The 13,652-nt window shown below is 67.6% G+C and carries 13 protein-coding genes and 1 pseudogene; 10 read left to right on the top strand and 4 right to left on the bottom strand.

Annotation, left to right across the window (positions count from 1 at the left end; all coding sequences use genetic code 11):
* The first annotated feature begins 56 nt into the window (after positions 1–56).
* From MICSW_RS13325 to rocD, 5 genes and pseudogenes are all read left to right on the top strand, one after another.
* Positions 57–491, top strand: coding sequence for a hypothetical protein (locus tag MICSW_RS13325; RefSeq protein ID WP_464496250.1), 435 nt, complete (start codon positions 57–59; stop codon positions 489–491).
* The gene (locus MICSW_RS13320) at positions 491–727 is read left to right on the top strand and encodes a helix-turn-helix transcriptional regulator (protein WP_228178384.1); all 237 of its coding nucleotides are present in this window, start codon (positions 491–493) and stop codon (positions 725–727) included. Before MICSW_RS13325 ends, MICSW_RS13320 begins: the two co-directional genes overlap by 1 nt.
* The gene (locus MICSW_RS13315) at positions 724–1,758 is read left to right on the top strand and encodes an NAD(P)-dependent alcohol dehydrogenase (RefSeq protein WP_464496247.1); all 1,035 of its coding nucleotides are present in this window, start codon (positions 724–726) and stop codon (positions 1,756–1,758) included. The genes MICSW_RS13320 and MICSW_RS13315 overlap by 4 nt, the downstream gene beginning before the upstream one ends.
* 131 nt (positions 1,759–1,889) lie before the next feature.
* Positions 1,890–2,777, top strand: a complete 888-nt coding sequence (ddaH, locus tag MICSW_RS13310; protein ID WP_464496244.1) for a dimethylargininase — start codon at positions 1,890–1,892, stop codon at positions 2,775–2,777.
* Positions 2,774–3,999, top strand: a pseudogene (gene rocD / locus MICSW_RS13305) (ornithine--oxo-acid transaminase). The gene ddaH and the pseudogene rocD overlap by 4 nt, the downstream one beginning before the upstream one ends.
* A gap of 139 nt (positions 4,000–4,138) precedes the next feature.
* Here rocD and MICSW_RS13300 read toward each other — a convergent pair.
* The gene (locus tag MICSW_RS13300; RefSeq protein ID WP_464496239.1) at positions 4,139–5,701 is read right to left on the bottom strand and encodes a molybdopterin-dependent oxidoreductase; all 1,563 of its coding nucleotides are present in this window, start codon (positions 5,699–5,701) and stop codon (positions 4,139–4,141) included.
* Between the two features lie 100 nt (positions 5,702–5,801).
* Between MICSW_RS13300 and MICSW_RS13295 the strand changes: the two genes are divergently transcribed.
* The 4 genes from MICSW_RS13295 (at position 5,802) to MICSW_RS13280 (ending at position 9,915) form a co-directional block, all read left to right on the top strand.
* Positions 5,802–7,478, top strand: a complete 1,677-nt coding sequence (locus MICSW_RS13295; protein ID WP_292725616.1) for a circularly permuted type 2 ATP-grasp protein — start codon at positions 5,802–5,804, stop codon at positions 7,476–7,478.
* Positions 7,472–8,404, top strand: a complete 933-nt coding sequence (locus MICSW_RS13290; protein WP_464496235.1) for an alpha-E domain-containing protein — start codon at positions 7,472–7,474, stop codon at positions 8,402–8,404. The genes MICSW_RS13295 and MICSW_RS13290 overlap by 7 nt, the downstream gene beginning before the upstream one ends.
* A complete protein-coding gene (locus MICSW_RS13285) occupies positions 8,401–9,246 on the top strand; it encodes a transglutaminase family protein (RefSeq protein ID WP_228178390.1) in 846 nt (281 codons plus the stop codon). Before MICSW_RS13290 ends, MICSW_RS13285 begins: the two co-directional genes overlap by 4 nt.
* Positions 9,247–9,369: 123 nt before the next feature.
* Entirely contained in the window at positions 9,370–9,915 is a 546-nt protein-coding gene (locus tag MICSW_RS13280; protein WP_228178391.1) for an OsmC family protein, read from the top strand.
* A gap of 9 nt (positions 9,916–9,924) precedes the next feature.
* Here MICSW_RS13280 and budA read toward each other — a convergent pair whose 3' ends face one another.
* A complete protein-coding gene (gene budA, locus MICSW_RS13275; RefSeq protein ID WP_228178392.1) occupies positions 9,925–10,641 on the bottom strand; it encodes an acetolactate decarboxylase in 717 nt (238 codons plus the stop codon).
* Positions 10,642–10,726: 85 nt separating this feature from the next.
* Here budA and MICSW_RS13270 point away from each other — a divergent pair, with 85 nt between their 5' ends.
* Positions 10,727–11,857 carry a glycerate kinase gene (locus MICSW_RS13270; protein WP_464496225.1) on the top strand — a complete coding sequence of 377 codons (1,131 nt, stop codon included), beginning with the start codon at positions 10,727–10,729 and terminating at the stop codon, positions 11,855–11,857.
* Between the two features lie 2 nt (positions 11,858–11,859).
* Here the strand turns inward: MICSW_RS13270 and MICSW_RS13265 are convergent, their stop codons facing one another.
* Positions 11,860–13,140: an MFS transporter gene (locus MICSW_RS13265; RefSeq protein ID WP_292800503.1), complete on the bottom strand. Its 1,281-nt coding sequence runs from the start codon at positions 13,138–13,140 to the stop codon at positions 11,860–11,862.
* 5 nt (positions 13,141–13,145) lie between these two features.
* Complete coding sequence (locus MICSW_RS13260; protein ID WP_374198022.1) at positions 13,146–13,595, bottom strand: MarR family winged helix-turn-helix transcriptional regulator; 450 nt, start codon at positions 13,593–13,595, stop codon at positions 13,146–13,148.
* Positions 13,596–13,652 lie beyond the last annotated feature (57 nt).

Genomic DNA, 13,652 nt, shown 5'->3' with positions numbered 1-13,652 from the left:
CGACTCTACGCTCGGAGATGTCAAACATTCTATACATTCAAGCTCGAGGAGTCGACATGGGATACGTCGAGAGAAATACCTGGTCGCAACTGATTGCAAGTGCTGCGGGAACCGCTGTGTACCTGGTGCTGGTGCTGCCCCAGCTAGGGACCACCCCCATAGGAGAGATCGCCTGGCAGTGGCCGATGGTCTGGACGATCGCCGGTGCCATCGTGGTTTCGATCCTGATCAGCATCCTGTGGGGTATCGGCGCGGGCATGCACGACCCCGACGAGGAGCACCGCGCCGACCAGCGTGACCGGGAGATCGAGCACCTCGGCGACCGCGTCGGACAGGCCTTTCTGGTCATCGGTGGGCTGGCAGCGCTCATCCTGGCGATGGTGCAGGCCGAGTGGTTCTGGATCGGCAACGCGGTCTTCTTCGGCTTTTTCCTGTCCGCGTTCATCGGCGGCATCGCCCGCATCGTCGTTTACCGCCGAGGGATGCCGTAATGGTCAAGCCGACAAGAATCACCAACACGATTCGCGCGACGCGGGAAGCTGCCGGGATGACTCAGGCCGAGGTGGCCCGCCACATCGGAGTCACCCGCCAGACGCTCATCGCGATCGAGCAGGGCAAGTACTCCCCGTCGCTCGAACTCGCCTTTCAGCTCTCGCGGCTGTTTGGCATGACGATCGACGATCTCTTCGAGTACCCGACGGATGCCCCGGACGGAGTGTCAGCATGACGACGAACCCTCCCATGGCCGAATCGGCGGCACCCCACGTGCCGAACGAGACGATGCGGGCCTGGGCCCAGCAGCGCTACGGCGGTCCGGAGACCGTTGAACCTGTCCGGGTCCCGGTGCCGACGCCCGGTCCCGCGGACCTCCTCCTGCGGGTGCGCGCGTGCGGCATCCATGCCGGCGACGCACGACTGATGCGTGGCGACCCCGCACTCGTGCGGCTCGCTTTCGGCATCCGTCGCCCGCGGACTGCCACGCGAGGGATAGATGTCGCAGGCACGGTGGTCGCGATGGGAGCGGCCGTGACGGGCTTTCGGATCGGTGACGAGGTGGTGGCCGAGATCGGTGTGGGTGGGGGCCTCGCCGAGTATGCGATCATACCCGCCGCCCGCGCGGTCAGCCGCCCCGCCCGGATCTCGCCGGCGGTCGCGGCCGCGCTCCCGGTTTCGGGCGGTACGGCCTGGCAGGCGCTGGATGCCGCCGGCGTCCACTCAGGAAGCCGCGTCCTGGTGATCGGGGCGTCGGGAGGCGTCGGCACGTACACCGTGCAGCTTGCCGCCGAGCGCGGCGCCGAGGTGTGGGCTCTCGCCGGCGAGCGAGCGCTCGGCCTCGTGACCGGCCTCGGCGCGGCCCACACGTTCGACTACCGACAGGTGCAGCCCGGCGCGCCCGAGCTCCCCCCGGCGAGCTTCGACGCGGTCATCGACATCGCCGGCACCGCTCCGCTCGCCACGTTGCGCGGTCTGCTCCGGGAGGGCGGGACCGTCGTGCTCGTCTCGGGCGCTGGGGGGAAGATCCTCGGACCCATGGGGCGGATGCTGAAAGCTGCCTTCCTGTCGCGGCGCCGCCGCCGCATCCGTTCCCTCGCCGCCACCGCGAGACCTGAGATCCTGGCGCAGCTGCTGGAGCTGACTGATCGTGGCAGCATCCGTCCCGTGATCGAACGGACGTACTCGTTGGACGCGGCACGCGACGCGCTCGCGCACGTGGACGCGGGACACGCTGTGGGCAAGGTTGTCGTCACGGTCGAGTGACCCGCCGAGGTTCTCGGCCGATCGCGACGATCGTGCGAGAATAGAGCCCGGCGTGCCCGTGTCGCCGGCATCTTTCTGCTCCGTCGGGCCTCTGGACAGCGTCCGCCAGCCGCACTCTCTTGGAGAACGACGTGACGACTACGACGCCCGCACACAATGCAGCAACGACTCGCACGGCTCAGCACCGCCGCTACCTGATGTGCCGTCCCGAGCACTTCACGGTCAGCTACACGATCAACCCGTGGATGGAGCCCGCGAAGCCCACCGACACCGCCAAGGCTGTCGCGCAGTGGCAGGTGCTCTACGACACCTACCTGCAGCTCGGCCACGAGGTCGAGCTGATCGACCCCGCCGAGGGGCTGCCCGACATGGTCTACACGGCCAACGGCGGCTTCATCATCGATGGCATCGCGTACGCGCCGAAGTTCCGCTTCGCCGAGCGCGCCGGCGAAGAGCGCCACTTCATCGACTGGTTCCGTGCCGCAGGGTTCGACACGGTCATCCCCGAGGAAGTCAACGAGGGCGAGGGTGACTTCCTGCTCGCGGGCGATGTGATCTTGGCCGGCACCGGCTTCCGCTCGACCGGCGACAGCCACCGCGAGGTCGGTGAGGTTTTCGGCAGGGAGGTCATCTCGCTGACCCTCACCGACCCGCGCTTCTACCACCTCGACACGGCGATCTCGGTGCTTGATCCCGTCGTCGGCGCTGCCCAGGGCGGGCCGGATGCCGCGAACATCGCCTACCTTCCGGGCGCCTTCGACCAGGCCAGCCAGCGGATCCTCGCCGAGCGCTTCCCCGACGCCATACGCGTCTCGGATGCCGACGGCGCCGTGTTCGGCCTGAACTCCGCAAGCGACGGCTACAACGTGTTCATCTCGCCGCGGGCTACCGGTTTCGAGGCGCAGTTGCGAGAGCGCGGCTATAACCCGGTGCTCATCGACCTGTCCGAGCTGCTGCTCGGCGGCGGCGGGATCAAGTGCTGCACCCTCGAGCTGCGGGCGAAGCGGGACGAGTCATGAGCGCCGACCAGATCTCCGTCGACGCGACCACGCTCGAGATCATCCGGGCAGAAGACGAGCACCTCGCCCACAACTACCACCCCCTGCCGGTCGTGATCTCCCGCGGCGAGGGAGTGTGGGTGACGGATGTCGAGGGCAAGCGCTACCTGGACCTGCTGTCGGCGTACTCGGCGTTGAACTTCGGGCACGGGCACCCGGCTCTGCTCGCCGTTGCCCGGGAGCAGTTGGAACGGTTGACCCTCACGAGCCGGGCGTACCACAACGACAAGCTCGGAACCTTCGCTGCTGCGCTCGCGAAGCTCGCCGGCAAAGACATTGTGCTGCCGATGAACACCGGCGCCGAGGCCGTCGAGACCGGCATCAAGGTCGCGCGCGCCTGGGGTATCGGGTCAAGGGCATCCCCGCGGACGCAGCACGCGTGATCGTCGCGGGCGGGAACTTCCACGGCCGCACCATCACGATCGTCGGGTTCTCCGACGACCCCTCGGCGCGGGATGCTTTCGGGCCGTACAGTGGCGGCTTCGCGCAGGTTCCGTTCGGGGATGCCGCAGCCATCGAGGCGGCGATCGACGAGAACACCGCCGCAGTCCTTCTTGAGCCGATCCAGGGTGAGGCCGGCGTCATTGTTCCGCCGGATGGCTACCTGCGATCGGTGAGCGAGATCTGCGACCGCCACAACGTTCTGCTTATCGCCGACGAGATCCAGTCAGGTCTCGGCCGGGTGGGCGAGACCTTCGCGTGCGATCGCGAACAGGTCGTGCCCGACATGTACCTCCTCGGCAAGGCGCTCGGTGGCGGCATTCTGCCCCTGTCGGCGGTCGTGGCGAACGCTGACGTTCTCGGCGTCATTCGCCCCGGTGAACACGGGTCGACCTTCGGCGGAAACCCGCTGGCCGCCGCGATCGGTGAGCGCGTCGTCGAGATGCTCTCGACCGGAGAGTTCCAGGAGCGAGCTCGCGCACTCGGGGAGCACCTCGAGTCGCGCCTTTCGGACCTCGTCGGGCACGGGGTGACCGCGATCCGCGTCGCGGGGCTCTGGGCGGGCATCGACATCGATCCGAAGGTCGGTACCGGACGCGAGGTCGCCGAACGGCTCCTCTCCCGCGGCGTGCTCGTCAAGGACACGCACGGCCAGACCATCCGGATCGCACCGCCCCTCGTCATCCGTGCCACCGAGATCGACTGGGCCGTCGAGCAACTCAAACTCGTCCTCGCTGCGTGACCCCAGCGCCCGGCCTGTCCCGAGGCGCGAACCCACAGCATCCTGCCCAAACCCACACGTTCTGGCGCGCGGAAGGTGTGGGTTCGGCGCGGAAGGTGTGGGTTCGGCAGAAGATGGGGTGGAGGCGGGAAGCGGCGGCTCAGGCGACGTTGGCGATGATGGTGTGCCAACCGGTCGCACCGTTCGGAGCCGGCGGGGCCTGATCGGATGTCTGCGTTTCGCCGTTGACGTTCGTGGCGCGGCACCGTATGGTGTGCTGGCCGGCATCGGTCGCGTTCCACGGGATGCTCCACTGCACCCAGGTGTCGTCCGAGATCGCGGTCGCAAGCTCGGCCTGCTGCCACGGGCCGTCATCGATCTTCACCTCGACGCCGGCGACCCCGACATGCTGCTGCCACGCCACCCCCGCGATGACCGTCTCACCGGCTGGCACCGTGACGCCCGAGCGAGGCACGTCGATGCGGGACTGCAGCTTGATAGGCCCGAGTTCCGACCAGCCGCGCGGAGTCCAGTAACCCTCGGCCTGATCGAACCGCGTGACCTCGAGATCGACGACCCACTTGGTGGCCGATACGTATCCGTAGAGCCCGGGTACGACCATCCGCACCGGAAAGCCGTGCTCGGGCGGAAGGGGCTCGCCGTTCATGCCGATGGCGAGAATCGCATTGCGATCGTCAGTGAGCGCCTCCAGTGGCGTCCCCGCGGTGAACCCATCGACCGACGTCGACAGCACCATGTCGGCATCCGCCGTCGGGCGAGCCCGGGCGAGCAGCTCGCGGATGGGGTAACCCAGCCATACCGCGTTGCCGACGAGGTCACCGCCGACGTTGTTCGAGACGCACGTGAGTGTCGTCGTGCTCTCATCCAGCGGCAGCGCGAGCAGTTCGTCCCAGGTGAGTTCGACCTCTTCCTCGACCATGCCGTGGATGCGAAGACTCCACGTCGCAGGATCGACCTGCGGAACCACCAGGGCAGTGTCGATGCGGTAGAAGTCGGCGTTCGGCGTGATGAGGGGCGTGATCCCCTGGATGTCGAGCTCGGCGCCCGCGGGTATTGGCGGGGCGGTCGTCGCGGGCGCAGGCAGCTTCAACGCGTCGCGCACGGTCGTCACCGCTCGCGCCCCGCCGCGTGCGATGTTTCCGGCGACTGCCGCAATAACGCCGACCGCGGTTGCGCCGCCCATCCACACGAGTGCCTGGCGGCGGCTCGGTCGAGTGTCGGCATCCGTGTCGGTGGCCTCGTCATCGCGCGCCGCACTGCGCCGCAGTACCCGGATGAGGTAGTGCAGCGCAAGGACCGAAACGACGCCTGCGATGACCGAGGGAAGCCAAGCGATCCCGCTGGCATCGCTGCGAGTGAGGGCGACGACAGCGCCCACGACACCGAACGCGCCGAGAATGACCAGGCCCCACGGGGGCTTGCGCAGCTGCAGGATGCCGGCCACTCCCGCCAGCAGCACGAGGACGATTCCGATGCCCGTCAGCAGAGCGATCTTGTCGTTCGTCCCGAACAGGGCGATCGCGAGGTCCTTGCCCCACGGCGGCGCGGCATCGATGATCGCCCCGCCGATGACGGCGAACGGGCTGGATGCCGGAGCGAACAAGACCGCCGAGAGTTCTCCCAGGCCCGCACCGAGGATCGCCGCGGCGGCTCCTGCGAGAGCGGCGACGGCGGTGTCTTGCCTGCGTCGGGTGTCACCCACGTTCCCGAGGCTAACCGCGTTCGGAGGGGGTGCGGCCCGTCCGTAAGGAATCCGAAAGAAGGAAACACCCGTGCAACACGGCCGCGACTAGGCTCGACCCATGGGTGACCTGTTCGACGGATACGGCTCCACCGCATCGACGCGGAAGACATCGTCGGGCGTCCCGCCCTTCGATGAGATGTTCGCGTCAGCGCCGGCAAAGGATGGGTCGGCCGAGTCGCGGCGGGCGTACCGCGAGCTCTACCAGGCGCTCGCGCAGATGACCCAAGAGGAGCTGCGCGGCCGCACCGATTCGCTTGCGAGTTCGTACCTCGCGCAAGGCGTCACGTTCGATTTCGCGGGTGAGGAACGCCCCTTCCCGCTGGATGCTGTGCCCCGTGTCATCCCCTACGACGAGTGGTCGCGTGTGGAGGCTGGAGTCTCGCAGCGCGTCCGGGCCCTCGAAGCGTTCCTCGATGACGCGTACGGTCGGCAGCACTGCGTGCGTGACGGAGTGCTGCCAGCCGCGCTCATCGCGTCCTCGCAGTACTACTACCGGCAGGCTGCCGGGATTCACAGTGCCAACGGAGTGCGCATCCAGGTCTCGGGGATCGACCTCATCCGTGATGAGCACGGCGAGATGCGCGTGCTCGAAGACAACGTTCGTGTGCCATCCGGCGTGAGCTACGTCATCTCGAACCGGCGGGTGATGGCCCAGACGCTGCCCGAGCTGTTCGTGTCGATGCGGGTGCGCCCGGTCGGTGACTATCCGAACAAGCTGCTGGGCGCGCTTCGTGCCTCGGCGCCCCCGGGCATCGAGGACCCGAACGTCGTCGTCCTCACCCCCGGTGTCTACAACTCGGCGTACTTCGAGCACACCCTGCTTGCCCGGCTCATGGGCGTCGAGCTCGTCGAAGGCCGGGATCTCGTATGCATCGGCGGCAAGGTCTTCATGCGCACGACCCGTGGACCGCAGCGCGTCGACGTGATCTACCGTCGGGTCGACGACGACTTCCTCGATCCGCTGCAGTTTCGCGCCGACTCCATGCTCGGAGCTCCCGGCCTGCTGCTGGCGGCGCGCCTGGGCAACGTCACGATCGCCAACGCCGTGGGCAACGGCGTCGCCGACGACAAACTGCTCTACACCTACGTGCCCGACCTGATCCGGTACTACCTCGCCGAAGAGCCGATCCTCAAGAACGTGGACACGTGGCGCCTCGAGGATCCGAACGCTCTCGAGGAGGTTCTCGATCGCCTCGACGAGCTCGTCGTGAAGCCGGTCGATGGCTCGGGCGGTAAGGGTCTGGTCGTCGGCCCGGATGCCTCGCCGGCCGAACTCGAGAAGCTCCGGAAGCGCCTGCTTGCCGACCCGCGCGGCTGGATCGCGCAGCCGGTTGTCATGCTCTCGACCATCCCGACTCTCGTGGAGGACGGGGTGCGGCCGCGGCACGCAGACCTGCGTCCGTTCGCCGTCAACAACGGCGACGAGGTGTGGGTGCTCCCGGGTGGTCTCACCCGCGTGGCGCTGCCGGAGGGGCAGCTCGTCGTCAACTCGAGCCAGGGCGGTGGATCGAAGGACACGTGGATCGTCGGCGGCGATGCTCCGCCGCACGTCGAGTACGGGCAGGGTCACGGTCTAGCCGGGCTCGTCGCCGATCAGGCGTCCGTCACCGAGGCGATCCCGATCATCTATCCCGAGCAGACCGAGCCGACGCACTCGCCACAGGATCGTCCCCGCACGCACACCGAGCAGCAAGAGCAACAGCAGCAGCAGGCCCAGGATGGTGCGCCATGCTGAGCCGCATCGCCGAGAGCCTCTTCTGGATCGGACGCTACATCGAGCGCTCGGACGGCACTGCCCGCATCCTCGACGTGCACCTCCAGCTCCTGCTGGAGGATCCCTGGATCGACGAAGACACCGCGTGCCGGTCGCTCCTGAGCGTCATGGGCTCCGTTCCGCCGGACGGCCTCGAGGTCGTCGGGCGTAACGACGTCCTGCAGCGGCTCGCTGTCGACCGCATGAACCCGTCGAGCATCGCCTACTCGGTGGCATCGGCCCGTGAGAACGCTCGTCGGGCACGTGAGATCGTCTCAACCGAACTCTGGGAGTGCCTCAACACCACCAATTCCCGGATGCCGCGACGCCTGCAGACCGACAAGGTGCACGACTTCTTCCAGTGGGCTCGCGAGCGCGCCGCGCTCGCGGTCGGAGTCGTGGACTCGTCGACGAGCCGGGATGAGTCGTGGCAGTTCTTCACACTCGGGCGCAGCATCGAGCGGGCCGACATGACCGCTCGGCTCCTTGCCACGCGGTCGCTGACCGAGGCATCCGGTCCGTCCTGGACGACGATTCTGCGCTCGTGCGGCGCCTACGAGGCATACCTGCGCACCTACCGCGGCATCCCGAGCGCGCGCAATGCCGCCGAGTTCCTGCTCTTGGATCGCCTGTTCCCGCGCTCGATCATCTACTCGATCCAGCAGGCGGAGGGGTGCATGTCGGCCATCGATCCGCGTGCCGACCGCGTCGGGCACTCCAACAGCGTGCTGCGGACCCTCGGCCGGATCCGCAACGAACTCGAGTACAAGCCCGTCGCCGACATCCTCAGCGATCTTCCCGAGGAGATGGAGCGCGTGCAGGTCGTCACCCGCGAGGCGTCGGAGGCGATCCGCCAGCGCTTCTTCCCGACGCAGGCTGAGCCGAGCTGGATCGGAGAGATCTCATGAAGCGCCTGCGCATCGAACATCAGACGGCCTTCGCCTACCAGGGGGATGTCTCGGCTTCCTACAACGAGGCGCGGATGCTGCCGGGTTCCACCGACAGCCAGTTCGTGCTGAGCGCATCGCTCGATATCGAACCGTCGACGTCGGTCAATCAGTACGTGGATTACTTCGGTACGCGCGTGACCTCGTTCGACATCCTGTCGCCTCACGCCTCGCTGACCCTCACCGCTCGCTCCCTCGTGGAGGTGCGCCCGCGTCCACTCGAGCACGCAGACATGACCTGGGATCAGCTGCGCCGGGAGGCAGCGCGTTCGGTGGAGGTCGTCGAGCAGCTCGGGCAGACCTCGCGCACCAAGCCGCATCCGGAGGTTGCGGAGATAGCCCGGGCAGTTGCTGCGCAGCACGATCAGCCGGGCCAGGCCGCCCACGCTATAGCGATGGCTATCGGGGATGCCGTCGAGTACGTCCACGGCGTGACGGGCGTCCACTCCACCGGGGCTGAAGCGTGGGAGGCGCGCAAGGGCGTCTGCCAGGACATCGCGCACATCGTGTTGGGGGCGCTGCGTGAGGTCGGCATCCCCGCCCGTTACGTCTCGGGATACCTGCACCCGAATGCCAACGCCGAGGTCGGGGTGCCCGTCGAGGGAGAGTCGCACGCCTGGGTGGAGTGGTTCTCGGGATCGTGGGAGGGCTTCGACCCGACCAACAACACCGAGATCGGAGACCGTCACGTGCTCGTAGGACGCGGCCGCGACTACAACGACGTGCCGCCTGTGCGGGGCGTGTACGCGGGACCGTTCAAGAGCGACATGTCGGTGAAGGTGACGATCACCCGCGAGGCGTGACCTGGGTGACGGAGTGTTGCGTCGCGTGACGGCGGCTGACGCGGTGTGACGCTGTGTGACCTCGTGTGACCCTTCGTGTCGGACTGAGTTCGCTGGATGCGCTCACGGGCCTACCGTCGCGTCATGACAACTCTCGCCCCCACCTCCGAAGACCTTGCTGTCGAGCGCGCGTCCCGCCTGGATGCTGCAGCATCCGCCTGGGGATCGCGGATCGACGCCGACCGCACGGCCGCCCACCTCACCTATCGCGTCCGCGGCACCGGCGAGGGAGCCGTTGCGACCCGCATCCGTGCCGGCGGACACGAGTTCGTCATCGACGAACCTGCCGCGCTTGCCGGTGACGATTCAGCTGCCAGCCCCGTCGAGTACGCGCTCGGCGCGATCGCCGCGTGTCAGGTGGTCGTTTTTCGCCTCTACGCTCACGCGCTCGGCATCGCGCTCGATCACATCGAGGTGACGGCCGAGGGAGATCTCGATGCGGCCCGATTGTTCGGCAAGGACGAGACAGTCCGCCCCGGTTTCTCCGAGGTGCGCGTTTCGATCGAGGTGAGCGGCGACGCGAGCGCAGCCGAATACGAGCGGCTGCGCCAGGTCGTCGACGCGCACTGCCCCGTCCTCGACCTGTTCGCGAATCCCACGCCGGTCACGACATCCGTGACGGTTCGCTGACCGACCTCCTCAGGACTCGGCCCGGTCGACCTGTTCGCGCAGGTCCTCCGGGTCGAGGTTTGCCCGAGCGAACTCGGGGGTGCGGGGGAGCTCAAGATGCAGATCCGTGCCGACGCACACCTGCACCCTGCCGCGGAGTATGACGTGATCGAGCACATGTCCGCCGCTGCGGCGCTCATCGAGCAGCACGTGCGCGTGGTAGCCAGGAACTGACAGACCTTCCTCGAACGCCGGCGTTCGAAAGCCCACGACGGTGCCCGAGACATCGCTGAACTCCGTCACCTTCTGCTCTGCCGTTGCCTGCACGAGAGGGCGGTACGGCTGCTGCTGCACGTGGACGGCACGCACCGTCATCCGCTCGTAGACGCCGTCCACCCGCACCGCGTACATGTAGTTGGCAGAGCCGAGCCTCTCGTCGATGAGCGCCGTGAACTCTGCCCGCGTGTTCCGCCCGGTGATCTCGAAGCTCAGGTGAGGCTCGAAGCGCGTGACGACGGCGTAGGGCACCCCTTCGCCGTCGTCTGCCACCGTAGCCGTGCCGTCATCTCGGATGCGGTAGCAGATGTCGTCGAGAAGGATGAGTTCGCCGTCGAGGCCTTCGAAGGTGCCGATTCCGAAGTCACCGCGGCGGCGGAGGCTGCCGACGGTGGTCTCGCCGTCGTAGACGCCGTCAAGAAGCGCGGCGATGACGCTCGTCTGATGGATGGTGTGGCGCGCGGTGGTCACGCCTCGAGGCTATCGGCGGGAGGTGCCGCTGGTGTGGGTTGCGGCGCGCAGCTACCGCGCTCGCGAAGATCCGTAGACTCGCGGCGTGACCGTGAAACGGCGCATTGTGATCGCGCCCGACAGCTTCAAGGGGTCGGTATCGGCGCGGCGTGCAGCTGACGCGTTGGCGCGGGGCTGGGGCCGGGCAAGGCCCGACGATGAGGTGATTGTTCGTCCGATGGCTGACGGCGGCGAAGGGACGCTCGACGCGTTCTTGGCGGCGATCCCCGGCGCCACGCTGCGGCCGATGCGGGCGACAGGCGCTGACGGTGAGCGCCATGACAGCGCGTGGGTGCTCGTGCCTCCGGAGGGTTCGTGGGGCGGCACTACCGCAGTCATCGAGTTGGCGTCGACCTCGGGAATCGAAGCGCTACAGGGTCGTCTGCGTCCCTGGGATGCTGACACCACGGGGGTGGGCGAGGCGATCGTCGATGCGCTGCGAGCCGGCGTATCCCGCATCATGGTCGGTCTCGGTTCGAGTGCCTCCACGGACGGCGGGGCCGGGATCCTCCGCGCCCTGGGTGCACGCATCCTTGATGCTGATGGCGAGCCGATCGCGCCGGGCCTTCGCGGCCTCAGGGATGTCACAAGCGTCGACCTGTCAGGGCTCGCCTCCCTGCCCTCGGGCGGCGTGATGGTGCTCGCCGACGTCGACACTCCGCTGTGCGGTCCTCGGGGAGCTGCTGCCGTGTTCGGTCCCCAGAAGGGGCTGCGTGTCCACGAGATCGCCGGGGCTGATGCGGCGCTCGCGGCGTGGGCTGCGAAGATGGGGACGCCGCCGGACGTGCCGGGCGCGGGAGCCGCCGGTGGAGCCGGGTTCGCTATGCATGTCTGGGGTGCGAAGATCGTGTCCGGCGCCCGCTATGTGGCCGAACTCATTGGCCTGCCCAGGCTCCTTACGCCCGACACGATCGTGGTGACGGGTGAAGGCGCTTATGATCGGGCGACAACGGCTGGGAAGGTGCCGGAGGTCGTCGCGCGGCTGGCGCAACGCACCGGAGCACGTGCGGCGCTTGTCGCGGGCCGCGTCGACGGCGCTGCCGACACTCACGCATTCGCTGCGGCACTCTCGCTCGCCGAAATTGCGGGGGATCCGGCTGCCGCGTTGGCCAGTCCGGAGCGCTACCTCGAGGCCGCTGGATCCGTGCTCGCGTCACGGCTTGCGGAGCCGGCCTGACCTCAGTTCGACGCGGAAGCCTTGGCTATCGGCTGTGTGATGACCGAGAGGGGGCGCGTCTCGTCAAGTCGAAGCCGGAGCCTGCCACCCCGGTGCACTCGCCCCGACCAGACGAGCCAGGTGATGGCTATGGCCGCGGCGATCAGGGACGCGAGGGTTCCTAGCTGGATGGCGGCGCGAGGCCCGAGCTCGTCCGCAACCCAGCCGACGATCGGTGCCCCCACCGGGGTGCCTCCGAGCAGAATGGCGACGTAGATCGCCAGGACGCGCCCGCGCAGGTGAGCGTCAGTCGTTGCCTGGACGTATCCGTTGGCCGTCGAGAGGATCGTGACGACGGTGAATCCGGTGAACACCAGCGTTACGGCATACAGCGCGTACGTCGGCATGACAGACGAGATCGCTGACGCCACCGCGAATCCGAGGACCCCGGCGATCACGACCCGAACCCGCGCGCGGTCGCGCCTGGCGGCAAGCAGGGCGCCCGTGAGCGACCCGATCGCGAGCACGGAATTCAGCAGGCCGAATCCGTCGGCTCCAGCGCCGAACTCGAGAGCCATCGTGGAGGCGTAGATCGGAAAGTTCATGCCGAACGCGCCCAGCAGGAACACGACGATGAAGACCACGATCAGGTCGGGTCGGGTGGCGACATAGCGAAATCCGTCGGAGAGGCGGGAACGACCGTGGGTGACAGCGCGGGGGGTGAGCTCGTGCCGGCGCATCGCGAGCAGGGCGCCGATCGTTGCGAGGAAGGTGAACGCGTTCACGATGAACATCCATCCGGTCCCGACCAGAACGATGAACAGGCCCGCCACTGCGGGTCCGATCATCCGCGCCGCGTTGAAGGATGCCGAGTTCAGCGCCACAGCGTTGCTGGTGTTCTCCTTCGTCACCAAGTCCGAGACGAAGGCCTGGCGCGCCGGATTGTCGAAGGCGGCGACCAGGCCCAGCCCCAGGGCGAACGCATACATGAGGGGGAGCGTCATGGCGCCGGTGAGGATGAGGATGCCGATCGCCGTGGCAAGCAGCAGTGAAACGCCCTGCGTCGCGAGCAGGATGTGGCGTCGCTCGAACCGGTCAGTTGCCCACCCCGTCAGGCCCACGAGCAGGAGGGGCGGCCCGAACTGGAGGGCCATCGTGACCCCGACGGCACCCGCATCACCAGGAGTCAGCTCGGTGAGGACCACCCAGTTCTGGGCTGTCGACTGCATCCAGGCGCCGACGTTCGACACGAGAGCGCCGATGAACCAGACACGGTAATTGAAGATCCCGAGGGACCGGAACATTGTGCTCACTGCGCTGCCAGCCGCTGCAGGATCTCCGCGGCCGCAGCCAGCGTCATCCGCTCTTGTTCGCTGACGTCAGCAAGCACTGTCTCGACCCATGCATCGCGGCGTCGAGTCGTCTCGTCGACAACGGCTCGCCCGGCATCGGTGATCGTGATGACGACCTTGCGACCATCGCTGTCATCTGCTGACCGCTCGACATATCCGGCATCCTGCAGACAGTTGACCGTTCGGTTCATCGACGGCGGCGAGACCCGCTCGCGCTCCGCGAGCTGGCCGAGCGTGCGCGGTCCGTGCAGGTAAAGGCCCGCGAGAACCGCGAACTGACCATCGCTCATCGAGTCGACTGAGCGCTCCGTGCGCATCCGCCTCGCAAACCGGAAGACGCCTATGCGCAACTGCGAGGCGTCGCCGGCGAGGGGATGCGAATCAGGAGGTGATGTGGGTTCGGTCACGGTTTCTTTAGCATAGCTCATTAGTCATGCTAAGGAACTTGCGCGTCCTACTTCCGT

The organism is Microbacterium sp. SW12, assembly GCF_055391095.1.
This window is presented reverse-complemented; position numbering and strand designations above follow the sequence as displayed.